Origin of the sequence: Aeromonas sp. 95A (assembly GCF_051919235.1) — a bacterium.
Lineage (GTDB): Bacteria > Pseudomonadota > Gammaproteobacteria > Enterobacterales > Aeromonadaceae > Aeromonas > Aeromonas veronii.
The window spans coordinates 2,223,464-2,247,949 of sequence record NZ_JBQBFC010000001.1 but is presented as its reverse complement, the minus strand read 5'-3'; the positions used below and the strand labels follow the sequence as shown (position 1 = coordinate 2,247,949).

Annotated in this window: 27 protein-coding genes; 14 read left to right on the top strand and 13 right to left on the bottom strand. The window is 60.0% G+C overall.

Annotation, left to right across the window (positions count from 1 at the left end):
* Positions 1–38 precede the first annotated feature (38 nt).
* Entirely contained in the window at positions 39–1,637 is a 1,599-nt protein-coding gene (locus ACTG2U_RS10040; protein ID WP_005335834.1) for a BCCT family transporter, read from the bottom strand.
* 9 nt (positions 1,638–1,646) lie between these two features.
* On the bottom strand, positions 1,647–2,174 hold the full coding sequence (locus ACTG2U_RS10035; protein ID WP_005335836.1) for a hypothetical protein: 528 nt from the start codon (positions 2,172–2,174) through the stop codon (positions 1,647–1,649).
* Positions 2,175–2,337: 163 nt separating this feature from the next.
* On the opposite strand from ACTG2U_RS10035, the gene ACTG2U_RS10030 reads away from it, so the two are divergent.
* Complete coding sequence (locus ACTG2U_RS10030; RefSeq protein ID WP_150389731.1) at positions 2,338–2,817, top strand: MarR family winged helix-turn-helix transcriptional regulator; 480 nt, start codon at positions 2,338–2,340, stop codon at positions 2,815–2,817.
* A 173-nt stretch (positions 2,818–2,990) separates the two neighbouring features.
* Here ACTG2U_RS10030 and ACTG2U_RS10025 read toward each other — a convergent pair whose 3' ends face one another.
* On the bottom strand, positions 2,991–3,818 hold the full coding sequence (locus ACTG2U_RS10025) for an ABC transporter substrate-binding protein (RefSeq protein WP_439974428.1): 828 nt from the start codon (positions 3,816–3,818) through the stop codon (positions 2,991–2,993).
* A 144-nt stretch (positions 3,819–3,962) separates the two neighbouring features.
* Here ACTG2U_RS10025 and ACTG2U_RS10020 point away from each other — a divergent pair, with 144 nt between their 5' ends.
* Positions 3,963–5,183, top strand: a complete 1,221-nt coding sequence (locus ACTG2U_RS10020; RefSeq protein WP_439974427.1) for a DEAD/DEAH box helicase — start codon at positions 3,963–3,965, stop codon at positions 5,181–5,183.
* Positions 5,184–5,185: 2 nt separating this feature from the next.
* Here ACTG2U_RS10020 and ACTG2U_RS10015 read toward each other — a convergent pair whose 3' ends face one another.
* The 3 genes from ACTG2U_RS10015 to ACTG2U_RS10005 form a co-directional block, all read right to left on the bottom strand.
* Positions 5,186–5,971: a hypothetical protein gene (locus tag ACTG2U_RS10015; RefSeq protein ID WP_439974426.1), complete on the bottom strand. Its 786-nt coding sequence runs from the start codon at positions 5,969–5,971 to the stop codon at positions 5,186–5,188.
* Positions 5,968–7,284 carry a sphingomyelin phosphodiesterase gene (locus tag ACTG2U_RS10010; RefSeq protein WP_439974425.1) on the bottom strand — a complete coding sequence of 439 codons (1,317 nt, stop codon included), beginning with the start codon at positions 7,282–7,284 and terminating at the stop codon, positions 5,968–5,970. Before ACTG2U_RS10010 ends, ACTG2U_RS10015 begins: the two co-directional genes overlap by 4 nt.
* Before the next feature lie 198 nt (positions 7,285–7,482).
* Complete coding sequence (locus ACTG2U_RS10005; RefSeq protein WP_439974424.1) at positions 7,483–8,313, bottom strand: lysostaphin resistance A-like protein; 831 nt, start codon at positions 8,311–8,313, stop codon at positions 7,483–7,485.
* A 120-nt stretch (positions 8,314–8,433) separates the two neighbouring features.
* Between ACTG2U_RS10005 and ACTG2U_RS10000 the strand changes: the two genes are divergently transcribed.
* Positions 8,434–9,171, top strand: a complete 738-nt coding sequence (locus ACTG2U_RS10000; RefSeq protein WP_439974423.1) for a substrate-binding periplasmic protein — start codon at positions 8,434–8,436, stop codon at positions 9,169–9,171.
* A gap of 67 nt (positions 9,172–9,238) precedes the next feature.
* Here ACTG2U_RS10000 and ACTG2U_RS09995 read toward each other — a convergent pair whose 3' ends face one another.
* Together ACTG2U_RS09995 and ACTG2U_RS09990 are read right to left on the bottom strand one after the other, a co-directional pair.
* On the bottom strand, positions 9,239–9,535 hold the full coding sequence (locus ACTG2U_RS09995; RefSeq protein WP_005348860.1) for a hypothetical protein: 297 nt from the start codon (positions 9,533–9,535) through the stop codon (positions 9,239–9,241).
* Positions 9,536–9,588: 53 nt separating this feature from the next.
* The gene (locus ACTG2U_RS09990; protein WP_026034971.1) at positions 9,589–9,963 is read right to left on the bottom strand and encodes a YacL family protein; all 375 of its coding nucleotides are present in this window, start codon (positions 9,961–9,963) and stop codon (positions 9,589–9,591) included.
* A 209-nt stretch (positions 9,964–10,172) separates the two neighbouring features.
* Between ACTG2U_RS09990 and ACTG2U_RS09985 the strand changes: the two genes are divergently transcribed.
* The 7 genes from ACTG2U_RS09985 (at position 10,173) to ACTG2U_RS09955 (ending at position 17,600) form a co-directional block, all read left to right on the top strand.
* Complete coding sequence (locus tag ACTG2U_RS09985; protein ID WP_439974422.1) at positions 10,173–11,288, top strand: sugar diacid recognition domain-containing protein; 1,116 nt, start codon at positions 10,173–10,175, stop codon at positions 11,286–11,288.
* A 118-nt stretch (positions 11,289–11,406) separates the two neighbouring features.
* Positions 11,407–12,669, top strand: a complete 1,263-nt coding sequence (locus ACTG2U_RS09980; RefSeq protein WP_167564875.1) for a GntP family permease — start codon at positions 11,407–11,409, stop codon at positions 12,667–12,669.
* Between the two features lie 9 nt (positions 12,670–12,678).
* A complete protein-coding gene (locus ACTG2U_RS09975; RefSeq protein ID WP_167564874.1) occupies positions 12,679–13,812 on the top strand; it encodes a glycerate kinase in 1,134 nt (377 codons plus the stop codon).
* 232 nt (positions 13,813–14,044) lie between these two features.
* Positions 14,045–14,608 (top strand): NnrU family protein, encoded by a 564-nt coding sequence (locus tag ACTG2U_RS09970; RefSeq protein WP_439974421.1) that lies wholly within the window; start codon positions 14,045–14,047, stop codon positions 14,606–14,608.
* A gap of 58 nt (positions 14,609–14,666) precedes the next feature.
* The gene (locus tag ACTG2U_RS09965) at positions 14,667–15,203 is read left to right on the top strand and encodes a glutathione peroxidase (RefSeq protein WP_005340333.1); all 537 of its coding nucleotides are present in this window, start codon (positions 14,667–14,669) and stop codon (positions 15,201–15,203) included.
* 82 nt (positions 15,204–15,285) lie between these two features.
* Entirely contained in the window at positions 15,286–16,221 is a 936-nt protein-coding gene (locus ACTG2U_RS09960; RefSeq protein ID WP_180342969.1) for a LysR family transcriptional regulator, read from the top strand.
* Between the two features lie 182 nt (positions 16,222–16,403).
* Positions 16,404–17,600, top strand: coding sequence for a NupC/NupG family nucleoside CNT transporter (locus tag ACTG2U_RS09955; RefSeq protein WP_416033011.1), 1,197 nt, complete (start codon positions 16,404–16,406; stop codon positions 17,598–17,600).
* Positions 17,601–17,701: 101 nt separating this feature from the next.
* On the opposite strand, the gene ACTG2U_RS09950 is transcribed toward ACTG2U_RS09955, so the two are convergent.
* The 5 genes from ACTG2U_RS09950 to ACTG2U_RS09930 all read right to left on the bottom strand — a co-directional run bounded on the left by ACTG2U_RS09950 (position 17,702) and on the right by ACTG2U_RS09930 (position 20,697).
* Complete coding sequence (locus ACTG2U_RS09950) at positions 17,702–18,121, bottom strand: DUF4426 domain-containing protein (protein WP_270905199.1); 420 nt, start codon at positions 18,119–18,121, stop codon at positions 17,702–17,704.
* Positions 18,122–18,164: 43 nt separating this feature from the next.
* Positions 18,165–18,467, bottom strand: coding sequence for a DUF167 family protein YggU (gene yggU / locus ACTG2U_RS09945; protein ID WP_439974420.1), 303 nt, complete (start codon positions 18,465–18,467; stop codon positions 18,165–18,167).
* A complete protein-coding gene (locus ACTG2U_RS09940) occupies positions 18,467–19,018 on the bottom strand; it encodes a YggT family protein (protein ID WP_005341416.1) in 552 nt (183 codons plus the stop codon). The genes yggU and ACTG2U_RS09940 overlap by 1 nt, the downstream gene beginning before the upstream one ends.
* 11 nt (positions 19,019–19,029) lie before the next feature.
* Positions 19,030–19,854, bottom strand: a complete 825-nt coding sequence (gene proC, locus ACTG2U_RS09935) for a pyrroline-5-carboxylate reductase (RefSeq protein ID WP_421260197.1) — start codon at positions 19,852–19,854, stop codon at positions 19,030–19,032.
* Positions 19,855–19,995: 141 nt separating this feature from the next.
* Positions 19,996–20,697: a YggS family pyridoxal phosphate-dependent enzyme gene (locus tag ACTG2U_RS09930; RefSeq protein WP_439974419.1), complete on the bottom strand. Its 702-nt coding sequence runs from the start codon at positions 20,695–20,697 to the stop codon at positions 19,996–19,998.
* A 39-nt stretch (positions 20,698–20,736) separates the two neighbouring features.
* Here ACTG2U_RS09930 and tapT point away from each other — a divergent pair, with 39 nt between their 5' ends.
* The 4 genes from tapT to ACTG2U_RS09910 all read left to right on the top strand — a co-directional run bounded on the left by tapT (position 20,737) and on the right by ACTG2U_RS09910 (position 24,349).
* Positions 20,737–21,771, top strand: coding sequence for a type IVa pilus ATPase TapT (tapT, locus tag ACTG2U_RS09925; RefSeq protein ID WP_005340354.1), 1,035 nt, complete (start codon positions 20,737–20,739; stop codon positions 21,769–21,771).
* A 28-nt stretch (positions 21,772–21,799) separates the two neighbouring features.
* Entirely contained in the window at positions 21,800–22,909 is a 1,110-nt protein-coding gene (tapU, locus tag ACTG2U_RS09920) for a type IVa pilus ATPase TapU (protein WP_005340356.1), read from the top strand.
* 46 nt (positions 22,910–22,955) lie between these two features.
* Positions 22,956–23,729, top strand: coding sequence for a peroxide stress protein YaaA (yaaA, locus tag ACTG2U_RS09915; protein WP_040067414.1), 774 nt, complete (start codon positions 22,956–22,958; stop codon positions 23,727–23,729).
* 194 nt (positions 23,730–23,923) lie between these two features.
* Positions 23,924–24,349 (top strand): hypothetical protein, encoded by a 426-nt coding sequence (locus ACTG2U_RS09910; protein ID WP_005340360.1) that lies wholly within the window; start codon positions 23,924–23,926, stop codon positions 24,347–24,349.
* Positions 24,350–24,486 lie beyond the last annotated feature (137 nt).

Sequence of the window (24,486 nt, the reverse complement as noted above, 5' to 3'; positions counted from 1 at the left end):
GTTTATATGTAAAGGGGCGCTAACCCCTGCTGGTGCTGTTATGCTGGACCAATTCGCTCCATCAGGCTCATATGGGATGAGCCATCGTGACGCTTGAGATTCTGGCGATACTCAAACTGGCGCTGGCTCTCCTGCTTGAGCCCCAGCATCAGCGAATAGCACATCGCCAGCATGATCACCGAGAACGGCAGCGCGGCTATGATGCTGGCTGCCTGCAAGGCTGCCAGGCCGCCAGAGACCAGCAGGATAGCGGCAACCAGCCCCTGCCCCAGACCCCATACGGCGCGGTGCAGTACCGGCGGCTCCTGATCACCGATGGAGAGCAGGGTGGTGATGACCAGCGTGCCCGAGTCACTGGAGGTGATGAAGTAGGTGCAGATGAGCAGGGTCAACACTGCCTTGGCGATCCAGCCGAAGGTATCCCAGTGCAGCAGCTCGACCGTTTTGTAGAGCGCCAGCGTCACATCCTGATTGACCGCAGCGACCACGCCGCCACCGCCAAACAGCTCCAGATTCATCGCCGTACCGCCAAACACGGTGAGCCAGAACATGCCGAGCAGCGAGGGGACCAGCAACACACCGAGCACAAACTCGCGGATAGTACGCCCCTTGGAAATGCGGGCGATAAACATGCCGACAAACGGCGCCCAGGCAATCCACCAGCCCCAGTAAAACGCTGTCCAGCTCGACTGCCAGGCAGAAGTGCCGTTGGCCTCGGTGTTGGTCCAGAAGCTCAGTTTGACGATGTTCTGCAGGTAATCACCGATATTCTGCACATAGGCGTTGAGGATATAGGTGGTCGGCCCCAGCACCAGAAAGAGTGCGAGTACGAAGACGCTCAGCCAGATATTGAGCTCGGAGAGGATTTTCACTCCGCGCCCGACCCCGGAAACCGCCGACAGAGTGGCGATCAGGCTGATACCGCCAATCAGCCAGAGCTGGTTGGACTGCGACACCGCCATACCAAACATCTGGTTGAGGCCGGTATTCATCTGGGAGACCCCCAGACCAAGGGAGGTCGCCACCCCGAACACGGTGCCGAACACCGCCAGCACATCGGCCGCATGGCCCCAAAAACCGTAAATCCGCTCGCCAAGGATGGGGTAAAGTACAGAGCGGATAGCCAGCGGCAACTTGCGCCGGTAGCTGAAAAAGGCAAGTGACAGGCCGACGATCACATAAATGGCCCAGGGGTGCAGGCCCCAATGGAAAAAGGTGAGGCGCATGGCGATCTGGGCCGCTTCCGGGGTCATCCCTTCGGTAATGAACGGATTGCCCTGCAGATGGTTCATCGGCTCGGCGATGCTCCAGAACACCAGACCGATACCCATGCCTGCGCTAAAGAGCATGGAGAACCAGGCGAAGTAGCCGAACTCCGGTACCTGGTCGTCGTCACCCAGCCGGATGCTGCCAAAACGGCTGAACATCAGGTAGACAGCGAAGAACAGGAACAGGGCGACCACCAGAATGTAGTACCACTTGAACCCGGCAATAATCTGATCCTTGGCACCGACAAACCAGGCGGCCGCGGTATCGGGAACAAATACGCCAAACAGCAAAAACAGGGTGATCACGGTGAGGGCCGTCATGGCCATGGTGGGGTTGAGGCCTTTCAATAGCCCTTTGCTTGCTCGCATCCAGCCTCCTTAGTCGTTGTTGAAAAAGTCTTCGCCCACATGATCACCGGCGCCGCCGATGGCACGATAGACCAGTTTGCCAGCCGCCTGTTCGCGGTGATCCACCAGCGAAACCGAGGGCTGGCCATTCACGGCGTGACGCTTGCCAAGGAAGATGGCCATGGGGACGCCCAGATTGGAGATACCGCTGGTGATCCAGAGGCGGTTGAAGTCGTAAGAGCCACCGATGAACTCCAGCTGAGCCAGACCGGTATCGAGGCCGGTCAGATAGAAGTTCATGGCACTTTCGTCAGGAAAGAGGTGCACCAGCACATAGGCGTAGCGCAATTCATTCACCAACTCCTTTAGGTTGAAAGTACCTGTCTCACTGCAAGAGAGGGGTAACTCACCATCATAGTGGTGTACCTTGAGGTTGTTGGGGTCTTCATCATAGGCAGGCTGATAGCGCACAAAAGCCGAGGTATCCGGCAGTTCATAGCGCACTCTGACCACACGTAACTCGGCCACCAGAGACTTGATATCCAGCTCGTCATTCATCATTTCGCTCCTCAAATGTCAGGGTGAATTCCGTGAAATGCCCGTCAACCTAACACAAAATTAATTAGAGCAGAAATCATTACAACAAAAACCATATTGACCTTGTGACGAATTAGGCGGAAAATTTTGCCCCTCTCCATAGCCCTCCAATGACGCACACCCCATGGAAAAACATGATGAAGTGCTGGTCGCCCTGCGCCAGATTATTCGTGCCATAGACATGCACTCCAGGCGCTTGATCAAAGAAGCCGGGCTCACTTCCCCGCAACTCTTGCTGCTCAAAGGGATCGACGAGCTGGGACAGATCTCCATGCGTCAGCTGGCCGATCACACCAACATGAGCCAGGCCACCGCCACCACCATCATGGACCGATTGGAGAGCCGCCAACTGGTGCAGCGCGTTCGCAGCAATACCGACAAGCGCAAGGTTCACGCGACACTGACTGACGAAGGCCGCGCCCTGCTGGCTCAGGCCCCGACCCCGCTGCAAGAGCGCTTCATCCAGCGTTTTCAGGCACTGGAAGCGTGGGAGCAGACGCTGCTGCTCTCTTCCCTGCAACGCATCTCCTCCATGATGAATGCAGACGAAATCGACGCCGCCCCAGTGCTGAGCGTCAGACCCCTCACCGAAGAGCAGGCATAGCCCCCACGCTAAATAACCGGGATGTACCGGAAAGTGGACACTAGTTGTGGTGTAACCAATTGCTATAGCCAGTTCGCTCTGGCTAACTGAGTAGTCTCTATCAGACGGGTCTAATTGGCCTAACAGTATGTGGCACATATGGTCGGGGCATGCTGTCATGGCGGGCTTTCTGTTCAGGGCGTAGCGGGCGGGGTGGTTGCCGGTTCAACCTTGGCGGTTGGGGAGGGTTGCCACTCCACATAGGGGCGGTGGATCTTCTCGTAGATCTCGGCCAGTTTGCCGGTGGCGGCCAGCTGATCGATGGCTTGGCGGAGAAATTCGTCCATCTCATCACCAGCAGCCCCTTTCTGGATGATGAAGACATCCTCGAAATCACCGAAAAATTCTCGCCTGATATTGGTCAGCCCCAGCTGCTTGAGCATCAGGTCGGCCTCCTCTTGCGCCCAGACAAAGGCGTCGATACGGCCGCGTGAGAGCTTGCGCAGTGACTGCTCGATACTCATCGAGCGCTGCACCGGGAAGGGCATATAGTCGGGAACGGCCTCGATCAGCAGATCCCGTTTGGTGGGCACTATGCCGTAGGCCATATCCGTGGTGACCGGATAGGCGGTATTGCTGTAAATCACATGGGCAACCTTGCCAAAACTGCGGGTGCTGAAGCGATAAGCCAGCATATCGATATCCTTGAGGTTGCGGATGGCGGGCAGCCCCAGATCAGCCTTGCCGGAGATCACCCCAGCCATGGCACGGGCGATGGGGTAGATGGTGATCTTGATGGTTACATCGGGGTAGAGGTCATCGATGGCGTGTACCAGATCGACAAAGGGGCCTGTCTTGTCGGCATTGATCAGCCCTGGCAGCTCGCCAAGGTGGGCATTGAGGATGCGCACCGGTTTAGGCTGCTCGGGGGCTGCGTCGTTCTCCGGAGTCTGCGACAGGCCGAGAGTCGCGCTGCCGAGCAGGGTGACCACGAGCAGCAGAAGGGGGATGTGTCTGGTCATGGCGGGTCTCTCTTGGTGATGGGTCAGCTAAAGTGTAGTCAGCCCGTCGCCAGCGCCCCTCGGCCAAGCCATCATGGATAGGGTTTTACTTCTCGGCCCCCGCTCACTAGACTTCGCCTCCCACTTCTTTGTTGACGTAGCGCCATGACCTTTAGCGAACTTGCCCTTCATCCCGACTTGCTTGCCTCTTTGCCCGTCACCTTGCAGACGCCTACCCGCATCCAGCAGTTGGCCATTCCGGCGGCGCTGGCGGGGCAGGATCTGCTGGCACTGGCCCAGACCGGCAGCGGCAAGACGCTGGCGTTTGGCTTGCCGCTGCTGCAACGGCTGGATTCTTCCTCCAGTCAGGTGCAGGGGCTGGTGCTGGTGCCAACCCGCGAGCTGGCGACTCAGGTCACTGCCGCGCTTGAAGAGGGCGCCGAGGCGCTGGGGCTGCGTATCGTGACGCTGTGTGGGGGCGTTGCGCAGGAGCGGCAACAGGCCGAACTGGCGCTGGGGCCACAGCTGCTGGTCGCCACGCCGGGGCGGTTGCGGGATCTGCTGACCCAACAGTTGCTGGGGCTGGATGGTTTACAACTCTTGGTGCTGGATGAGGCGGATCGCCTGCTGGAGATGGGCTTTGCTCCCGACATCAAGGCGCTACTCGGCTTTATTCCTGCGGATCGCCAGACCCTGCTCTTCTCCGCCACCTTGCCTGCCGAGCTGGAGACGCTGGCCAACGGCCTGCTGCGCGAGCCTACCCGTATCGAGGCCAACCCCCTCAACAGCGTGGTGAACGAGATCGAAGAGCGGCTCTATCTGGTCAACAAGAGCAGCAAGGTCCCGGCGCTCATCAGCCTGCTCAAGGAGCAGGCGTGGCCGCAGGTGCTGGTCTTTATCAGTGCGCGGGATGATGCCGACGGGGTTGCCAGAAAGCTGGCCAAGGCGGGCATTGCGGTGGTCGCCCTTCATGGCGAGAAGGAGCAGGCGGTGCGCGAGCAGGCGCTCGGCGATTTCAAAGAGGGCAAAATTCGGGTGCTGGTGGCCACCGACCTGATGGCGCGCGGCATCCATGTAGAGGCGCTGCCGGTGGTGATCAATCTGGACTTGCCCGCCAGCGCCCCTGTTTACGTACACCGCATCGGTCGTACCGCCCGGGCTGGTCGCGAGGGGCTGGCCATTTCGCTGGTCTGCCATGGCGAGAGTGACATGCTGCAAGCTATCCGCACCCTGACCGGCCGCGAGCTGCCGTTGGGCGATCTGGCGGGATTCCCGGTCACCGACCAGCCTGCCAGCGGGGAGGGCAAGCGCCCCCCTCGTGACAAGCAGGCCAATCGCCGTACTCAGGCCAAACGCAGCGTCAAGCAGTTCAAGGGCAAGCGCTGACCTCAGGGTTTGCCTTGCTCCCGTGCGAAGAAGTCACGACGCCACTGGCTCAATACCTCCTCCTTGTGCTGTTGCCACAGCGCAGGATCCATCTGCTGTTGGCTGATCGCCAGTTGCTGCTCCAGCTCGGCCAGCTCTCGCTGGTAGCGGCTGCGTTGATCGAGCTGTTGCTGGCGCGCCCCGGCAAATGCCAGCGTGGCTTCGGCCTTCTCTGCGGGCAGGAAGTGATGGGCCTGGGTGGCCAGCTCCTCATCTCCCCACAGCTGACGGGCTTGCTGCAGGCGGGCATCCGGGTTGAACAGCTCGCCTGCTAGATCCGGATGATCCGCTGCCCACCGGTCCTGCAAGCGGCTGAGGGCGTCCAGCCGCTCTGCCAGCGGTAACTGTTCGCTCTCCTGTGCCAACTGATCCAGCGCCAGGGCATAGCGCCCCTGTAACCGGATCAGGCTCTCTCCCTCGCTCAGCCACTCGGCCTCTGTTGCTTCCAGATTGCTCACACGCTGCGCCAGCGGCAACTCGCTGTCGCTGATCTCGCTGGCAAGCTGGGTGATCAGTTCATCCGGCATCGCCTGCCAGCTGCTGGGCACTTCTTTGCTTTTGCCATCCATCCCCTCAGCGTTTGACATGCGGGGAGGCGGGCTCCCCGGTTCTGCTGGCAACTGCATATCGGCCGGAGAAGGCGTCTCCGACCGTTCTGGCGATATCGGAGACGGCTCTTCCTGCCAGCCCAGATTCACCAGCAAAAGGGTCAGGATAGCCAGCGCCAGTATCCCGTAACGGCGAGTCATCGGCTGATCTCTCCCTTGACCGGGAAGTGATCGGAGAGGTTGCTGGCGGGCCAGAGGCTGCCATCGCTGCTGCGCGGGATCCAGACCGTGTTGAGGTTGTGGCTGGCGCTGCCGTACTCCCGGCTCACTACCAGGTAGTCCAGATACTCGACGTTGGCGCCACCGGAGAGCGGGCCACCGGCATAGGGGTTGATCCTGGGATCGAAGGTGGCTTCGGTATAGCCGCCATAGGCGGGTTCATGGGCGTTCAGATTGGTCAGCATATTGGCGTAGTCATCGGCAAACTTGCGTTTGTTGACGTTGAAGTCGCCGCCGTAGATGACGGTGTCGCTGGCGGGGATCTTGAGGCTGGCTGCCAGAGAGCGGATCTGACCGAACTGGATCTGGCGCAGCTTGCGCGCCTCGTCGGTGTCGAAGCTGGCGGTGTGGGTGGCGAACAGGTGCCACGCCTTGCCCCCCTTGATCACCTCGGCGTACATCACCCCCTTGTCGGCGAAGCAGTCGGTGCCGGTACATTGGGGATAGACCAGCTGGGCCTCCCGCACTATGGGATAGCGGCTGACGATCACCACGCCGCCGTCATGAATGTTGACCCCGGGCTTGTCGAGTACTTTGGTCTGGTAGGGGTACTCTTTCGCCAGCGCCTGCAAAAAGCCCTCGCGGCGGCCATCGAATACCTCTTGCAGCAGTAGGGCGTCATAGCCCTTGAGATAATCAGGCAGCAAGGTCAACCGCTCGCCGATGCTGGAGGCGATCACCGGCAGTGCCCAGACGTTGTAGCTGGCCACCTTGAGCCTGTTTTCTGCCGGTTCCGGTTGCTCCCGTTTTTGGGGGGGCGTGATCATATAGTGCAGATCGTCGTAGCGGCCGGTGAACTTGGCGGCAAAGGCCAGCTCTTGTGGCCCCGCAACGCGATGGATCTCCCTATCGTTTTGCCAGCCGGATGCGCTGGTCGGCGTCTCGCCACCGTGCTGCAAGGTGGTGTTCCACCAGGTTCCCTCCATCAGCTGGTTGAGGCGATAGACATCGCCAGCCGCTGTGGTCACGCGGGTTTCGAACAGATAGCTCTTGCCCGCTTTTACCCCCTCATAGCGATTGAAGCTGAGTACCATGGCGCTCTCCCTCGGGCCCAGCTCGGTGCGGTGCTGGCTCCACTGACTGCCGGGTTGCAGCTGGCCGCTGCCGCTTTGGCGGATGTCGATCTGGAGCGGTTCAGGACTGTTGTTGGTGAGATAGACATCGGTATCGGCCAGTGCCAGTTGCGGGAACTGGCTGACCAGCAGCAGGGCGGCATAACTGAGGGTTTTCTGCATCACAGGATCCTTTTGGTTGCAGGGCAATGGAAAGTGACTGTTATGGCGAATGCAGAGGTCAGTTTGTTTACATTTTGGTTACAAGTAAATGAATTGGTTTTGTTTGGAGCTTTGTAGAGGTGTAAAGCGAGCGAGGCAGCACGCTTAAAGAGAGCGGGAAGCGCGAGGGAAGGCGCCCCTGTCAGGCGCCTTCAGGAGTTAGCGGTGGGCCAGCGGGTAGGTGAAGAGCGCCAGATGGGCGAAGTTGAAGGCGAAGTGGATCAGGATGGCCACGGAGAGTCGCCCGCTGAGCTGGAATGCCAGGCCATAGCAGCAGCCTGCCAGGGTCGCAAACAGCGCCAGCAGTGGGCCACCGGGCAGGTGAATAGCTCCGAACAGTAGCGCAGCCACGACGATGCCAATCCAGGGGCGGTAACGCTCGGTCAGCCCCTGCTGGATCGCGCCACGAAACAGCGCCTCTTCCGCCACACAGGTGAGCAGCAGATTGTTGAGTGCAAACAGCCACCACCAGTGGGGCAGACCCACTTCCGGTTTCAGTGCCCCCAACAGCCAGGCGATGACCAGCAGGGTACCCAGCGGCAGCAGCAACAGGGCCAAAGGGCGCCAGCGGATGGTGCCCCCCTTGCCCAGCAGCATCGGGCAGGCCAGCAGCAAGCCAAAGAGCAGCAGCGGTTTGTCGAGGTTCAGATACATGTTGAACGGCACGCTTGCGGGGCCTGCCAGCGCCTGATCCAGCACCTTGAGATTGTTGAAGCCGGGGATCAGATGCAGGGTCAGCGCAATCGCCCAGAGGATCAGCACCACTCGGGCCGCCATCGCCCAGCGGGCGGGGAGGGTTGGCGTACGCCATGCCAGCAGTAATCCTGCGACCGAGACCAGCAGGGCGGGTAGTGTCATTCGGTCAAGCCACAGTGCCAGCAGCAGGGAGAGTCCCAGCAGAGCAAAGGCGGGAAGACGTTGGCGGAAGAGGGCAAGCAGCACGGCCAGCGCCAGCGCGCCCCAGATAAATGAGTCGGGGAGGGGTAACATTGGATCTCCTTGAACGAGGCAGGCGGCAACCTTAACAAGTGGGCGTCAGCAGGACAACCGCGCAGGAGGTGGTCGGATCCCTTCTCTATACTCATCAACAGGGTAAAGGGAGAGCAGCTGATGAAGCACTGTCTGTGGTTGTTGTGTTGTTGGTGTGTCTGGCTGCAGGCCGCACCCTTGCTGCTGGTGACCGGTGAGTTCACCCCTTATACCGGCAAGGCACTGCCTGAAGGCGGCGAGAGCACCCGGCTGGTGACGACCCTGCTGCAAGAGGCCGGGTATCGAGAGCTCCAGGTCGACTACCTGCCCTGGCCCCGCGGCTATCAGTTGACCCGCAATGGGTTGGTCGCGGCCACCTTCCCCTACGCCTGGACTGCCGAGCGGGCCAAGCTCTTCCACTACAGCGCTCCCATTCACATAGATCGCCTCTCCTGGTTTACCTATCGGGGGCGCGAGGCCATTCAGGCTGGCCGCTGGCAAGGATTGCGTGTCTGCATTCCGCTGGGGTGGAGCACCAGCCATGCCGACGGGGTGATCAAGCGTTTCGGGCTGGATCTGCAGCGCCCCAAGACACTGGCACAATGTCTGCAACTGCTGGATCGCAAACGGATCGATCTGCTGCCGATGAACGAGACGGTGACCCGGGATGCCAGCCGCCAACTGTTTGGCGATCCCTGCCATCTGCAGGCATTGCCCCACTTTCGTCAGAGCGACACCTTTTACCTGATCATTTCACGGCAGTACCCTGAGGCCGCCAACCTGCTTGAGCGTTTCAATCATGCCCTGGCTGCCGCCCGTGCCGATGGTCGCTATGACCAACTGGTCTCCCGAGCCGGAAAGGGGATCGATTGCCGTTGAGAGTACCTGAGCGGAAAACAAAAAGCCGGAGCAGTGGCTCCGGCTTTCTTTATACCTTCAGGGGCGATTAGCGGCCTGATTCGGCGATGACGCGGGCGATGATATCGGCGCGCTTGCCGGCTTCCAGTTCGCCCAGGGCGATCAGGCCAGCCTTGAAGATGACGTTCTTCGGCAGGCTGACGTCGTCCAGTGTGGCGATCGCTTCAACGTGCATGCCGTTCAGGCGGCTGGCATCGCGCGGGCTCAGGTTGACCTGGGTGTTCATCACCTGCTTGCCTTTCTTCTTGGCAGGTGCAGCCGCTTTCTTGGTGGATTCCTGTTCTTCGTCTTCCGGCAGTTCGTCATCAAAATCGTAAATAGACATAGTCAATCCTGTTGAGTTAGGCAAAAGGGCACATTTGCCCGACATTGGGTCAATCAGCCCATATCCTCGTTACGGATAAAGGCGCGCCAGGAGGTGAGCACCTGGGCAAAATCTTCCAGCCCGCACATGGCCAGCTGTTCATCATCGTAGTAGGCGAGATCGTCAAGATCCTCACCCAGCTCGATATTGAGGGCGTTGGCTTTCACCTCCGCCTCTTCATGGGTCAGCAGCAGGGAGTAGTCACCGCCGTTGAGCCGGTATTCGACTCGGGTGCGGTTGGAGAGCTGATCAATGATGGAGAAGAGCTCGTCGAGCTTCTCCTCATCCTTGCCAACCTCGTCGATCAGCCACTGACCGATGGCTTCATGGCCCATGGAGAACCGGGCGCGATAGCCACCAAACGGGTCGCGGCGAAATTCATAATCCATAGCACAGTCCAGATCGGAGGGATGGGCCATCACGGGCAGGCGGGTGCAAGCACGCAATTCCTGCTCCATGGCGGGGCACACATCGGGTAAAGTGGCCTATTCTAGCGATCCCCCTCTCGCTTGTCTTGATGATGTGGCATCTTTGCGCCCATGTGCCCTGAATCGCCTCGTGGTGACGTAGCCAGATCAGCCCCTTGTCCGGAGATGTTATGCAGCTAAACGATAACCTTGCCCGCCAGATCGTCTCACGGGCGATGAAGATCCTGTCGTTCTCGGTCAACGTGATGGACGAACATGGCCTCATCATTGCGTCCGGCAATCCGGAGCGAATTCATCAGCGTCACGAAGGGGCCGTGCTGGCATTGACCGAAAACCGGGTGGTGGAGATAAGCGAAGCGACAGCCTTGCAGCTCAAGGGGGTGCGACCCGGCATCAATTTACCCATCTCCTATCAGGGGGAGCTGATCGGGGTGATCGGCATCTCCGGCGATCCGGAGGAAGTTCGCGCTTACGCCGAGTTGGTGCGAATGACCGCCGAACTGATCCTGGAGCAGGCGGCGCTCACCGAGCAGTTGCAGTGGGACAAGCGCCACAAAGAGGAGCTGGTGTTGCAGCTCATTCGGGGCGAGGGGCGAGTCGATCAATTGCAGCAGGCGGCCCGCTTTCTCGGACTGGAGTTGGCCCAGCCTCGGGTGGTAGCCGTGCTGGCGCTGGAGGAGGCGGATCCGGCGCGTCTGCGAGAGCTGGTTCATCAGCTGGAAAATCCGGAGCGGGACAATCTGGTCGCCATCAACGGGCTCGACGAGATAGTGGTGCTCAAACCGGCGCAATTGAGTGATGGCGTCTGGCAATCGGCGCAGGAGCGCAGCCGGATCAAGCAGTTGCTGGCCCGCATTCCCCACTTCAAGGTGCATATCGCGGTGGGCGATTACTTCGCCGGGATCGACGGGCTGGCGCGCTCTTACCAGACGGCGCGGGATACATTGCGCCGTGGCATGCGGCAGGCGCCGCGCAAACAGGTCTACTTCTTTGAGGACTACCGTTTGCCGGTGCTGCTGGGCAGTCTGGCGGACTCCTGGCAAGCGGATCAGCTGCGCATACCGCTGCAGAAACTGGCCCGGGAAGATGGCAAAGGGGCGCTGCAGAAGACCCTACGCCACTATTTCTTGCAGGATTGTGATCTGCATCGCTGTGCCGAAACGCTGTTCATTCACCCCAATACCCTGCGTTATCGGCTGGGGCGGATAGAGCAGATAACCGGGTTGAATTTCAACAAGTTAGACGACAAATTTTTGCTCTATCTCGGCCTTAATCTCGACTTGTGATTGTAAAATTAGACAAAAAACTACTTTTACATGACGCTATTTTTGGTTTTTAAGCCAAAGCATTCTGATTGCAGATCTCCATAATGGCGGCCATTCACTCCCATTGAAGGTGTCCGTCATGATCCCGGTTACTGCCCTTGGCGCCATCGCGGCGCTCTCCATCGCCATCTTCCTCATTTTGAAGAAGGTGCCGCCCGCTTACGGCATGATCGTGGGTGCCCTGGCCGGCGGCCTGATTGGCGGTGCCGATCTGACCCAGACCGTCGCCCTGATGATCGGCGGCGCCCAGGGGATCACCACAGCGGTGATGCGGATCCTGGCGGCCGGTGTACTGGCGGGCGTGCTGATCGAATCGGGTGCGGCCACCACTATCGCCGAGACTATCGTCAAGAAGCTGGGTGAAACCCGCGCCCTGCTGGCACTGGCGCTGGCGACTCTGATCCTGACTGCGGTCGGCGTATTCGTGGATGTGGCCGTTATCACGGTCGCCCCCATCGCGCTGGCCATCGCCCGCCGTGCCGACCTCTCCAAGGCGGCAATCCTGCTGGCGATGATCGGCGGCGGCAAGGCGGGTAACGTCATGTCCCCCAATCCCAACGCTATTGCCGCGGCTGATGCCTTCCATCTGCCCCTCACCTCTGTGATGGCGGCGGGCATCATTCCGGGTCTGTTCGGTCTGGTGATGGCCTACTGGCTGGCCAAGCGGCTGAACAATAAGGGCAGCAAGGTTGCTGCTGATGAAGTGGTGAGCTTTGCCGGTGCCAAGTTGCCGGGCTTTGCCGCCGCCATCAGCGCGCCGCTGGTCGCCATCCTGCTGCTGGCCCTGCGGCCGGTCGCCGGTATCGTGGTGGATCCGCTGATTGCACTGCCCCTCGGTGGTCTGGTTGGTGCCCTGATGATGGGTAAATTCAGCAAGGTGAACCAGTTTGCGGTATCCGGTCTCGCCCGCATGGCGCCAGTCGCCATCATGCTGCTGGGTACCGGTACCCTGGCAGGCATCATCGCCAACTCCGGCCTGAAAGATGTGCTGATCAGCGGCCTGACCGCCTCAGGTCTGCCTTCTTACCTGCTGGCGCCTATCTCCGGTGCTTTGATGTCGCTAGCGACCGCCTCGACCACCGCCGGTACCGTGGTGGCCTCCAACGTATTCAGCTCCACCCTGATTGAACTGGGGGTCAGCAGTCTGGCCGGGGCGGCGATGATCCATGCCGGTGCCACCGTGTTTGACCACATGCCCCACGGCTCCTTCTTCCATGCCACCGGTGGCAGCGTCCACATGGGGGTGGGTGAGCGCCTGAAACTTATCCCTTACGAAACCGCAGTCGGTCTGACCATTGCCACTGTCTCCACCCTGATGTTTGGCGTGTTTGGCCTCGCCTAAGGAATTGATATGAAAATTGTTATTGCCCCCGATTCATTCAAGGAGAGTCTGAGCGCCATGGCGGTGGCTGATGCCATCGAGGCCGGTTTCAAGCAGGTGCTGCCGAACGCCACCTACGTCAAATTGCCGATGGCCGATGGCGGCGAGGGCACGGTGCAATCGCTGGTCGATGCCACCGGTGGCCGGATCCTGCCGGTCGAAGTGACCGCCCCCCTTGGCAACAAGGTGCAGGGCTTCGTCGGTCTGCTGGGTGATGGCGAGCGCGCCGTCATCGAGATGGCCGCCGCCTCCGGTATCCATCTGGTCGCTCCCGAGCAGCGCAATCCGCTGCACACCTCCAGCTTCGGCACCGGCGAGCTGATCCTGGCCGCGCTGGAGATGGGGGTGAAACATCTGATCCTCGGTATCGGCGGCAGCGCCACCAATGACGGCGGTGCCGGCATGATCCAGGCGCTCGGTGGCAAGTTGCTCAAATCAGATGGTTCCGCCATCGAGCTGGGTGGCGCAGGTCTCAGTGAGCTCGCGACCATCGATCTGAGCGGTCTGGATCCGCGTCTGGGTGAGCTGGGTATCGAGGTGGCGTGTGATGTGAACAATCCGCTCTGTGGCCCGAAAGGCGCCTCTGCGGTGTTTGGCCCGCAGAAGGGGGCAACGCCCGAGATGGTTGTCGAACTTGATGCCAACCTCTCCCGTTATGCTGACTGCATTGAGCAGGCCCTTGGCAAGCAGGTGAAGGATATTCCGGGGGCGGGTGCTGCCGGTGGCATGGGGGCCGCACTGGTTGGTCTGCTTGGTGCCGAGCTCAAGCCCGGCATTCAAATCGTCATCGAAGCGCTGAAACTGGCCGAGGAAGTGGCCGATGCGGATCTGGTCATTACTGGTGAAGGTCGCATCGACAGCCAGACCATCCATGGCAAGACGCCAATCGGTGTCGCACGTTGCGCCAAGCAGTTCGGCAAGCCGGTGCTCGGTATCTCCGGTTGCCTGACCGACGATTGCGGTGTGGTACATGATCACGGACTGGACGCGGTATTCGCCGTGGTCAACCGCGCCATGTCTCTGCCGGAGGCGCTGGAGAGCGCCAGCACCAATATTCAACTCACTGCGCGCAACGTAGCGGCGCTCTATCAACTCAAGGGTTGATCCGGTTCGGCCGATGGGTACCATCGGCCACTCAATATCCCCGTTTGGGGCATCTCCCATCTCGCGAGATGTCTGACTGCCCTGGCACTTATTTGCCGATCCATCGTGATCGGCTCTTTTCTTTCCGTTCCTTTGTCTTGCCACACTTTTGACTCCATGGGTCAGCGCGGTTTTGATAGGCGCAAATCTCCCTTTACGGCATAGTGGTCGTACCAAGTACAAGGAGAGACTCATGTTCCTGCTGACCCTGGGGGTTGCGCTGTTTACCCTGATCCATATCTATCCCTGTTTTGCGGTGGCCCATCGGGCGCGACTGAGAGAACGGCTGGGTGAGAATCGCTACAAGGGGCTCTTCTCCCTGCTGGTGTTTGTCGCCATCGCCTGCATCATCGCCGGTTGGCGCTCGGCCAGCTCGCTGCCGCTCTATTTCCTGCCGGAGTGGGGGCCGATGACCATGACGGTGATGATGCCCTTTGCGCTGATCCTGTTCTTCTCCGGCCAGGGGCCCAACCATCTGCGCCGCTGGCTGGTGCATCCCCAACTGCTCGGTACCCTGCTCTGGGCGGTGGCCCATCTGCTGGTCAACAGCGAGGCGCGCTCTCTGGTGTTGTTTGGCGGCATCGGGCTGTGGGCGCTGGTGAGCATGGTCTGGATTTCGGTGCGGGACTGGCAGCGATATCCCCGTCCTGCGGCCAACTGGACGGGCACCGGCATCAGCGTCGGGGCGGGCCTGGCTGCCACCACGCTGCTGGTGTTCTGGGGCCACGGCTGGCTGACCGGCATTCCATTGCATTGAGAGTGAACTGCGGCTCTGGTAACCGCGTATGATGGACAAAACAAAAGGAGTCTTGGCGATGAAATGGTTCACTCTGTTGCTGTTATTGGGGGCCGGAGCGGCCTCTGCGGCGTGCCCCGATTATTTCAATGTTGAGATGCGGGAGCTAAACAACTCTCAGCGCCATAACCTCTGTCAGCTGACCGAGGGCAAGGTGGTGCTGGTGGTCAATACCGCCTCCTACTGCGGCTACAGCGGCCAGTTCCGCGATCTGGAGAAGCTCTACCAGAGCTACAAGGATAAAGGGCTGATTATTCTCGGCTTCCCCTCCAACGACTTCTGGCAGGAGGCGGGCAACGAGACCAAGACTGCCGAGGTATGCCGCCGCGACTATGGCGTCACCTTCCCCATGTTCAATCGGGTGGCGGTGCGGGGCTCCGATGCTGTGCCACTGTTCAAGGGGCTGGCGGCGGCCGCTGATGGGGATGAGCCGAACTGGAACTTCCACAAGTATCTGGTGGGGCGCGATGGCAAGCTGATCGCCAGCTACGGCGCCAACCAGAATCCGGCTGACGACCCCCTCAAACTGCAGATCACCCGGGCGCTGGGGCTCTGACCCTACCCCTTGGCGGGCGGCTCTGGAATAATGGGCTCCCGCCACTCAATCCGGTTATCTTGTGCTGCAACGTCTTCCTCAAATGGTGATCTTCGATGCGCTGGTGCGCGAGCAGGGGATCTCTGCCGCCGCCCGTCGTCTCGGGGTCTCCAAATCCCATATCAGCAAGCAGCTGGCGCTGCTGGAGACCACCCTTGGCGCCCAGCTGGTCCAGCGCACCACCCGCCGTTTTGTCCTGACCGAGCTGGGTCAGGAGTATGCCCGTCACTGCCATGCGCTGGTGGCGGTGGCGCAGGAGGCGGACTCCATGATCGCCGAGCGGCGTGGCAAGGTGAGTGGCGTGCTCCATCTCGCGGTGGGCCAATCTTTTGGCCGCTTGCACGTCATTCCTCATCTCAAGGCGTTTCAGGATCGCTATCCCGAGCTGGAGCTGGAAGTCTCGCTGTTCGACCACAGAACCAATCTGGTGGATGAGGGGCTGGATCTCTGGCTCACCACCTATGAGGACAAGCCGGAAGGGCTGGTGGGACAGCGGCTGGCCGACATTGGCTTCGTGGTGGCGGCTTCGCCGGATTACCTGCTGAGCCACGGCACGCCGCTTCATCCCAAGGATCTGGCCCAACACAACTGCATCACTTACCAGAGTCGGGAGCGGCGCTATCACCAGTGGTCGTTTCGCCAGGGCAAGGAGCGTCAGACGGTGCAGGTGGCGGGCAACTATCGGGTGGATATGGCAGAGGCGGTGCGGGATGCGGCACTGGCCGGGCTCGGTATCGCCTATATTGCCAACTACTTGCTGGACAAGGAGTTACAGAGCGGCAAGCTGATCCCTGTGCTGCCAGGGTGGCGACCGAACCAGCAGATGGCGGTACACGCCGTTTATGCCCGGCGTGAACATCTGGATCCCAAGATCCGTCTCTTCATCGATTTCCTCAAGGCCCGCTTTGGCCCCGAACCCTATTGGGAGCAGCGACTGGCCCCCTGGCTCGGGGGTAAATTGTCCGGTGGTGAGGAATGATTGTTTCCATTTAAGAACTCTCGATTTCTCCTGATACTAAAATCGAACCAAATCAGCCAGTTGGCGCAACCGATATCGTGCAAACGTTTTTTCTAACAGGGTTGTAACCAAGCGGACTTGCAGTGACGGGGTGAGAGGCGCAGAATCCGCGCCCATCTTTTGCCCCACCTGATGGAGTCCCTATGATTGCCCTGCTCGGCATCCTGAGTATCCTGGCGCTTGCCGTCATCTGCTCTGATAATCGTCGTCGTATCCCGTTGCGAACAGTTGGCCTTGCCCTCTGCTTGCAAATCATGTTTGCCGGTTTGGTGCTCTGGTTGCCTGCTGGTCAGCATGTGCTGAACGGGGTCAGCGAGAGCGTAAGCAGCGTGATTGGTTATGGTCAGGAGGGGATCGCCTTCCTGTTCGGCGATCTGGCCAAGTTCAAGCTGGGCTTCATCTTTGCCTTCAACGTGTTGCCGGTCATCATCTTCTTCTCCGCGGTGATCGCCATCCTCTACCACATCGGTATCATGCCGCGGGTGATCGCCCTGCTGGGTGGTGGCTTGCAGAAGCTGCTGGGCACCGGCCGTGCCGAGAGTCTTTCCGCGACCGCCAACATCTTCGTCGGCATGGTGGAAGCGCCGCTGGTGGTCAAACCCTACCTCTCCAAGATGTCCGATTCCCAGTTCTTCGCTGTGATGAGCTGTGGTCTCGCTTCTGTCGCCGGTGGCACCTTGGTGGGCTATGCCAGCCTCGGGGTTGAGTTGAAATACCTGATCGCTGCCGCCTTCATGTCGGCCCCTGCCGGTCTGGCGATGGCCAAGATCCTGGTGCCGCCGGGAGCTGAAGAGATCGATCACCATCAGGATGTCGAGATCCCCCGCGCCACCAACGTGATTGAAGCGGCGGCCGATGGCGCCATGTCCGGCCTCAATATTGCGGTGGCGGTCGGTGCCACCCTGCTGGCCTTCGTTGGCGTGATCGCCATGCTCAATGGTCTGCTGGGTTGGGCTGGCGGTCTGGTGGGGCTGGATCTGAGCTTCCAGATCATTCTGGGCTGGCTGTTTGCCCCCGTCTCCTGGCTGATCGGGGTACCCTGGGATCAGGCACAAGCCGCTGGCGCCCTGATCGGTACCAAGATCGTGGTCAACGAGTTCGTCGCCTTCATCGGTCTGGTGCAGGATCAGACCCTGAGCGAGTCGAGCAAGGCCATCGTGACCTTCGCCCTGTGCGGCTTTGCCAACATCTCCTCCATGGCGATCCTGATCGGTGGTCTGGGCTCCATGGTGCCGGAGCGCAAATCCTTCATCGCCCGTTACGGCATGCGCGCCATTCTCTCTGGCGTGCTGGCTAACCTGATGAGTGCCTGTCTGGCCGGTCTGTTCCTCGCCCTGTAACCGTTGCGGTACGGGATAGATGCAACAAGGGCGCCCTGATGGCGCCCTTGTCATATGGATAAAATGAAGCCCAGGCCTTGGTCGGGGCTTCTTGTTGCTGCTCAGTCTACGTAGAAGGTCTGCTGGAAGCTGAGGTTCTGTTGCTGCCCACCGCCCATGATCTTCAGGGTGAACTGATAGGTATCTTCGTTGCGGTAGGGGAGGGTCGCCAGATAGTAGATGGCATCCCCCTCTTTTACCTCCTGAAAGTTCAGGGTGCGGATGGTACCGGTCAGGTTCTTGGCCTCACCGGTGATCCCCACGGCTTGCGCCACTTTCTGCTTGTCCTGTACCGCGATATTGATGATGGCGTTGTAGCGGCTGCGCTCCAGTCCATACGCTTTGGCGACCTCGGGGGTGAGGAAGCTGGAGTTGAAGGCGTTGTAGTGCACCAGCCAGGGCCCCAGCTCCTTAATCTGTTCTGCCTTGAGCGGCAGGGTCATCAGCAGTGCCAGCAGGCCACTCATCCAGGCTGTTTTCATCTGTCATCCCTCTCATATCTACGGTTGGCGCAGGCCGATTCATTCAGCCTTGCGTGTCATTCAGCAGTGCACTCACTTCTTGCGGCAACTGTTTGGGGCTGTCGATGGCGACGGTTTTGTGTCGCCCCAGCTCGCCCCGCACTATGGTGATCTGTCCCTTGGCTACCTTGAACTGCTTGGCCAGAAACTTGATCAGATAGCTGTTGGCCTGGCCATCGACGGGCGGCGCCGTGATGGCCACTTTCAGCTCTTCGCCATGCAATCCGATGATCTGATCCCGACTCGCCTTGGGCTGGATCACCAGATGCAGTACCAGTTCATCCCCTTGTTGCAGGACGGCTGGCATCAAATCATCCACCACAGCTGGCCAAACAGGTCACCCAGCAGGTAGTTGATGGCTTGCAGGCCGATAAAGGCGACCAGCACCGAGAGATCCAGTCCGCCCAGTGCCGGCAGTACGCGGCGGATAGGGGCGAGGAACGGCTCGGTCAGCTGATGCATCACGTATTCGATGGGGTTGCGGCCCTGGCTGACCCAGCTCAGGATGGCGCGGATCAGCAGTACCCAGAAGATCATCGAGCCCGCTTTCTTCAGCACGGTCAGCGCGGCAAACAGGCTGATGCTGAGCCAGTCCGCCAGCAGTACGTTCATGCTCTTGAGCAGGGCCAGCTTGGCGAAGGCGATGGCCAGCGCCAGCACCACGGAAGCGAGATCGATGCCACCAAAGCCCGGGATAACGCGGCGCAGCGGGATCACCAGCGGATTGGTCAGCTTGACCACCATCTGGCTCATCGGGTTGTAGAAGTCGGCGCGGGCCCACTGCAGCCAGACGCGCAGCAGGATCACCATCAGGTAGAGATCGAAAACGGTGTTAATCAGAAAGTAAGCAGTGTTCATCTGGGCTCCTGTTAGAAGAGGGTTTCCATTTCGGTGGCGCGAGCAACGGCCGCCTGCATGGCTTGTGCAGTCAGCGGCATCAGCCCCTGTTGCTGGAATGTCTTGATGGCTTCGGCTGTGGTGCCGCCCTTGCTGGTCACCTGCTCACGCAGGGTCTGCAGCGCCAGCTCCGGGTTTTGCTCCACCATGGCGGCTGCGCCCAGCGCGGTCTGCTGCACCAGCAGGCGAGCCTGCTCGGGCGAGAAGCCCATTGCCTCTGCCTCTTCGGCGATCGCCTGCATAAAGAGGAAGAAGTAGGCTGGGGCACTGCCCGCTGCGGCGATGATGCCGTTGATACCGGACTCCTGCTCCACCCAGAGGGTCTTGCCAACCGCCTGCATCATCTGCTCGGCAAACTCGCGATCCGCGGCGGCAATATGTTCGGGCGCGTAGAGACCGGTCATGCCCAGACCCAGCAGGGCAGGGGTATTGGGCATGGTGCGGATGATGCGGTCGTGGCCACCGGCCATCTCGCCAAGGCGCGCCACCTTGATGCCAGCCGCGATGGAGATGAGCAGCTTGCCCTCAAGGGATCCCAGCTCTTCAACCAGTGCTGCCAACATGCCGGCCATCAGCTGCGGTTTGACCGCCAGCACGATCACCTCGGCGCCTCGGGCCGCCTCGGCATTACTCTGGGTGATGCGAATGCCATGTTCGCTCGCCAGCGTCTCCAGCTTGGGCAGACTGGGGTTGGCAGCAGTGATCTGCCCGGCGGGATAACCCGCCTTGACCAGTCCGGCGATGATGCTGCGGCTCATGTTGCCCGCGCCGATAAAGGCCAGCGTTCTATGCTGCATCAGATGCTCCTGTTGCACATGGGGTCGCGGCGGGGTTGGCGCTGCCTGCACCACCTGACGCCAGAATTCGGTGTTCCATCAAACGCTCCTGTTGATGAAGTCGGGCAAGAGGCGGACGTATGGGTTATCCGCTGGCCTTGCCTATGAGTAGTCACGGGCGCCGAAGATGGCGGTGCCGACCCGCACCATGGTGCTGCCGTGGGCTATCGCCAGTTCAAGATCCTCGGTCATGCCCATCGAGAGGGTATCCACCGTGGGGTATTGTCGCGCAAGCTCGGTGAACAGAGTCTGCATACGGGTCATTTGGGCGGCCAGTACGCTCTCGTCACTGGTGTGTTCGGGAATTGCCATCAGCCCCCGCAGCACCAGTCGCTCACTTTGAGAGACCTGCTCGGCAAGGCGGAAAATCTCTTGTTCCGACGTTCCGGATTTGCTGCTCTCTCCGCTAATATTGATTTGCAGACAAACATTTAGCGGTGCCATTGTAGTTGGGCGCTGGTTGTTGAGGCGGTCGATCAGCTTGTCCCGATCCACGCTCTGCACCCAGTCAAACCGTTCGGCGACCAGTTTGGATTTGTTCGATTGCAAAGGGCCGATAAAGTGCCACTCTATGTCGCTATATTCCGGCTGCTGGCGCAAGGTATCGATCTTGGCCGCTGCTTCCTGAGCGTAGGATTCGCCAAAGCAGCGCTGACCTGCGGCATGGGCGGCCATGATGGCCTCGACAGGTTTGGTCTTGCTCACGGCCAGCAGGCGGATCTGCTGCTGGTTGCGGCTCGCCCGTTCGGCGGCCTGGGCAATACGTTCCTTTACCTGAAACAGGTGCTGGGCAATCTGGTTCATATTTCGTTAGTGATCTTGTGATGGGAGAATGACAAGTCTATGGATATCACAGAGTTATTGGCTTTCAGTGTAAAGCATAAAGCCTCGGATCTACACCTCTCGGCCGGGGTTCCCCCGATGATCAGGGTTGATGGTGAGGTTCGCAAGATCAATTTGCCCGCCCTGGAACACCGGGAAGTGCATGCCCTCATTTACGACATCATGAACGACCATCAGCGCAAGGAGCTGGAGGAGAACTTCGAGGTCGACTTCTCGTTCGAGGTACCCAATCTGGCCCGTTTTCGGGTTAACGCCTTCCAGCAGGCGCGCGGTTCTGGCGCGGTATTTCGTACCATCCCCAGCACTGTGCTGAGCCTCGAGGATCTCGATGCGCCGGAGATCTTTCGCAAGATCGCCGAGTTCCCGCGGGGTCTGGTACTGGTGACCGGCCCTACCGGCTCGGGTAAATCGACCACCCTGGCGGCCATGGTCAATTACATCAACGAGAACTTCCATCACCACATCCTCACCATCGAGGATCCCATCGAGTTCGTCCACGAGAACAAGCGCTGTCTGGTGAACCAGCGGGAAGTTCATCGGGATACCAAGAGCTTCAGCAACGCCCTGCGCTCGGCACTGCGGGAAGACCCGGACATCATTCTGGTGGGCGAGATGCGCGACCTTGAGACCATTCGTCTGGCCATGACCGCCGCCGAAACCGGCCACCTGGTGTTTGGCACCCTGCACACCTCGTCGGCGGCCAAGACCATCGACCGTATCATCGACGTCTTCCCAGGCGCGGAGAAGGACATGGTGCGCTCCATGCTCTCCGAATCCCTGCGAGCGGTCATCTCCCAGACCCTGCTCAAGCGCATTGGCGGCGGCCGGGTGGCGGCCCACGAGATCATGATGGGCATTCCGGCGGTGCGTAACCTGATCCGGGAGGACAAGATTGCCCAGCTCTACTCGGTGATCCAGACCGGGATGACCCACGGCATGCAGACCATGGATCAGAGCCTCAAGCAGCTGGTTAGTCGTGGCGTGGTGGCATCCCTTGATGCCAAGGCCAAGGCCGTGGATCCCAACAGCATTTAAGAGACTCGCACCCAGGGAGGGATAGATGATGAATCTGGATGATCTGCTGAGCGAGCTGGTCGAGCGAAAGGGATCGGATCTGTTTGTGACGGTGGGCTCGCCGCCCACCCTCAAGGTAAATGGCCATCTGGTGTCGCTGGGGGGTGAGGCGCTCGACAAGAAGGGGGCACTGACGCTGGTCAGGGATACCCTCAGCAGCGATCACTTCGAGCGCTATATCCGCACCAAGGAGGCCAACTACGCGATCTATCGCGAGGCGCTTGGCCGTTTTCGGGTCAGCGCCTTCTGGCAGCAGGAGCTGCCCGGCATGGTGGTGCGGCGTATCGAGACCCGCATTCCCACCTTTGAAGATCTGCAGCTACCCAAGATCCTGCAAGAGGTGGCGATGGCCAAGCGGGGGCTGGTGCTGTTTGTCGGCGCCACCGGGGCGGGCAAATCGACCACCCAGGCGGCGATGATCGGCTATCGCAACCAGCATGCCGATGGTCATATTCTGACGGTGGAAGATCCGGTGGAGTTCGTCCATCAGCATGGTCGCAGTCTGGTGACCCAGCGAGAGGTGGGGATCGACACCGAGTCGTTCGATGTGGCGCTGAAAAGTTCGCTGCGTCAGGCACCGGACGTGATCCTGATCGGTGAGATCCGCAGTCAGGAGACCATGGAGTTTGCCCTGCAGTTCGCCGAGACGGGCCATCTTTGTCTCGCCACTTTGCATGCCAACAATGCCAACCAGGCGCTGGATCGCATCCTCCATCTGGTACCGCAAGACAAACACCGCCAGTTCCTGTTCGATCTCTCTTTCAACCTCAAGGCCATCGTCGCTCAGCAGCTGGTGCCGAGTATGGATGGCAAGCGGCGCTGCGCTGCGTTCGAGATCCTGCTCAATACCCCGCTCATCACCGACATTATCCGCAAGGGAGAGATGCATCGCCTCAAGGAGGTGATGACCAAATCGACCGAGCTGGGTATGCAAACCTTCGATCAGGCGCTCTTCAGCCTGTTCTGCGCCGGCCAGATTGGCTACAGTGAGGCCCTCGCCCACGCCGACTCGGCCAACGACCTGCGATTGCTGATCAAGCTCTCCGGTCGCGAGCGGCTCGGCACCGGCACGCTGGACAATGTGACGCTGGATGAATGAATCATGGGGCCGCTCTGCCGTTCGGCCCTCGCCATAAAGGAACGTTATGCTGATTGTGGTTTCCCCGGCCAAGACGCTGGATTACGAGTCACCGCTGGTGACACCCCGTTTCACCCAACCCGAGCTGCTGGATCACTCCGCCGAACTGATTAGCCGGGCCCGCCAACTGAGCCCTGACCAGATCGCCACTCTGATGAAGATCAGCGACAAGCTGGCCGGTCTCAATGCCGCCCGTTTTGCCGAGTGGCAGCCAGATTTCACCCCCGCCAACGCCCGTCAGGCACTGCTGGCCTTCAAAGGGGATGTCTACACCGGATTGGCGGTGGAGGATTTCAGCGAGGCCGATTTTGACTTTGCTCAGGCACACCTGCGGATGCTCTCCGGCCTCTACGGCGTGCTTCGCCCCCTCGACTTGATGATGCCCTATCGGCTGGAGATGGGGACCAAGCTCGACAATGATCGCGGTAAGGATCTCTACCAGTTCTGGGGCGAGGTGATCACTCACCATCTCAACGACGCGCTGGCAGCGCAGGGGGATGAAGTGCTGATCAATCTGGCCTCCGACGAGTATTTCAAGTCGGTACGACCCAAGAGCCTGAAAGGGCGGATTGTCACGCCGGTGTTCAAGGATGAGAAGAACGGCCAGTTCAAGATCATCAGCTTCTACGCCAAGAAGGCGCGCGGCATGATGGCTCGCCACATCATCAAGCACCGCCTAACCGAGGTGGAGCAGCTGACCGGTTTCAACGCCGAGGGCTACTACTTCGTGCCGGAAGAGTCGGACGCCAATACCCTGATGTTTAAACGCGCCGAAAATTAATTACAAAAAGAGGGAACCAATCTTTCGACCCGCGGGTCTGAATATGTGAATCCTCTGTTGTAAGCACTTTTTATTCGCCGACGTTTGATACGTCGGCTTTTTTATTGCCGTTTTTATTGTCCATCGATTGCCTTCGCCGGGACTATGTGGTTCAGATAGACTCAAGACAGGGAGCGAGTCGTTGCGAGGTGAATATGGAACAGAAAAATGCCATTCGGCAGGTTGCCGTCCCTTGGGCTCCGTCCCGCCAGCTACCGCCCGGTCTGGTTGTGGCCGAGCTGCATCAGGATCTCTGGAGCGACTCTCTGACCATCATGCTGGGGCGGGCACGCAGCATCGATCTGCCCCCGCAAATCCTCTGCCGGGTCTATTTTCGCCATATCTATGCCCTGCGGGTCATCGAAGATTGCGATCTGGCCGAGGGGAAGGATAGCCACGCTATCGAAGAGCAGATCCAGCTCATCACCCCATCCCGTTTTGCCAGCTGGTTCCATCAGGAGTCGGACGGCCTGCATCTGGATGAAGATCTGCAGCACTATCGCATCTCGACCTGGGATTATTGCGCCGATGTGCTGACCTCCTCGGCGCCGGAACTGCAATTCCTGCCCCAGAGCGAGTAGCCAGCTGTTACGTCAGAGGCGAAGGATGATCCTTCGCCTCTTGGTTTTTGGGCTGGTGCAGATTTTGTGGTGTTCAGGCCACTCAAGCCGGGTGGTGGCCTGTTGTGTCGGCACAAAAAAAGCGCCTCAGAGGAGGC

Excerpts from the sequence above, each read along its gene's own strand:
- ACTG2U_RS09970 (WP_439974421.1), top strand. The coding sequence starts at position 14,045 with ATGTTCCTGCTGACCCTGGGGGTTGCGCTGTTTACCCTGATCCATATC.
- ACTG2U_RS09940 (WP_005341416.1), bottom strand. The coding sequence starts at position 19,018 with ATGAACACTGCTTACTTTCTGATTAACACCGTTTTCGATCTCTACCTG.
- ACTG2U_RS10010 (WP_439974425.1), bottom strand. The coding sequence starts at position 7,284 with ATGCAGAAAACCCTCAGTTATGCCGCCCTGCTGCTGGTCAGCCAGTTC.
- ACTG2U_RS09985 (WP_439974422.1), top strand. The coding sequence starts at position 10,173 with ATGCAGCTAAACGATAACCTTGCCCGCCAGATCGTCTCACGGGCGATG.
- ACTG2U_RS10000 (WP_439974423.1), top strand. The coding sequence starts at position 8,434 with ATGAAGCACTGTCTGTGGTTGTTGTGTTGTTGGTGTGTCTGGCTGCAG.
- ACTG2U_RS09960 (WP_180342969.1), top strand. The coding sequence starts at position 15,286 with ATGGTGATCTTCGATGCGCTGGTGCGCGAGCAGGGGATCTCTGCCGCC.
- ACTG2U_RS10030 (WP_150389731.1), top strand. The coding sequence starts at position 2,338 with ATGGAAAAACATGATGAAGTGCTGGTCGCCCTGCGCCAGATTATTCGT.
- tapU (WP_005340356.1), top strand. The coding sequence starts at position 21,800 with ATGAATCTGGATGATCTGCTGAGCGAGCTGGTCGAGCGAAAGGGATCG.
- ACTG2U_RS10025 (WP_439974428.1), bottom strand. The coding sequence starts at position 3,818 with ATGACCAGACACATCCCCCTTCTGCTGCTCGTGGTCACCCTGCTCGGC.
- proC (WP_421260197.1), bottom strand. The coding sequence starts at position 19,854 with ATGCAGCATAGAACGCTGGCCTTTATCGGCGCGGGCAACATGAGCCGC.
- ACTG2U_RS10005 (WP_439974424.1), bottom strand. The coding sequence starts at position 8,313 with ATGTTACCCCTCCCCGACTCATTTATCTGGGGCGCGCTGGCGCTGGCC.
- ACTG2U_RS09950 (WP_270905199.1), bottom strand. The coding sequence starts at position 18,121 with ATGAAAACAGCCTGGATGAGTGGCCTGCTGGCACTGCTGATGACCCTG.
- ACTG2U_RS10015 (WP_439974426.1), bottom strand. The coding sequence starts at position 5,971 with ATGACTCGCCGTTACGGGATACTGGCGCTGGCTATCCTGACCCTTTTG.
- tapT (WP_005340354.1), top strand. The coding sequence starts at position 20,737 with ATGGATATCACAGAGTTATTGGCTTTCAGTGTAAAGCATAAAGCCTCG.
- yaaA (WP_040067414.1), top strand. The coding sequence starts at position 22,956 with ATGCTGATTGTGGTTTCCCCGGCCAAGACGCTGGATTACGAGTCACCG.
- ACTG2U_RS09995 (WP_005348860.1), bottom strand. The coding sequence starts at position 9,535 with ATGTCTATTTACGATTTTGATGACGAACTGCCGGAAGACGAAGAACAG.
- ACTG2U_RS09955 (WP_416033011.1), top strand. The coding sequence starts at position 16,404 with ATGATTGCCCTGCTCGGCATCCTGAGTATCCTGGCGCTTGCCGTCATC.
- ACTG2U_RS09910 (WP_005340360.1), top strand. The coding sequence starts at position 23,924 with ATGGAACAGAAAAATGCCATTCGGCAGGTTGCCGTCCCTTGGGCTCCG.
- ACTG2U_RS10020 (WP_439974427.1), top strand. The coding sequence starts at position 3,963 with ATGACCTTTAGCGAACTTGCCCTTCATCCCGACTTGCTTGCCTCTTTG.
- yggU (WP_439974420.1), bottom strand. The coding sequence starts at position 18,467 with ATGCCAGCCGTCCTGCAACAAGGGGATGAACTGGTACTGCATCTGGTG.
- ACTG2U_RS09980 (WP_167564875.1), top strand. The coding sequence starts at position 11,407 with ATGATCCCGGTTACTGCCCTTGGCGCCATCGCGGCGCTCTCCATCGCC.
- ACTG2U_RS09930 (WP_439974419.1), bottom strand. The coding sequence starts at position 20,697 with ATGAACCAGATTGCCCAGCACCTGTTTCAGGTAAAGGAACGTATTGCC.
- ACTG2U_RS10035 (WP_005335836.1), bottom strand. The coding sequence starts at position 2,174 with ATGAATGACGAGCTGGATATCAAGTCTCTGGTGGCCGAGTTACGTGTG.
- ACTG2U_RS09965 (WP_005340333.1), top strand. The coding sequence starts at position 14,667 with ATGAAATGGTTCACTCTGTTGCTGTTATTGGGGGCCGGAGCGGCCTCT.
- ACTG2U_RS09990 (WP_026034971.1), bottom strand. The coding sequence starts at position 9,963 with ATGGATTATGAATTTCGCCGCGACCCGTTTGGTGGCTATCGCGCCCGG.
- ACTG2U_RS10040 (WP_005335834.1), bottom strand. The coding sequence starts at position 1,637 with ATGCGAGCAAGCAAAGGGCTATTGAAAGGCCTCAACCCCACCATGGCC.
- ACTG2U_RS09975 (WP_167564874.1), top strand. The coding sequence starts at position 12,679 with ATGAAAATTGTTATTGCCCCCGATTCATTCAAGGAGAGTCTGAGCGCC.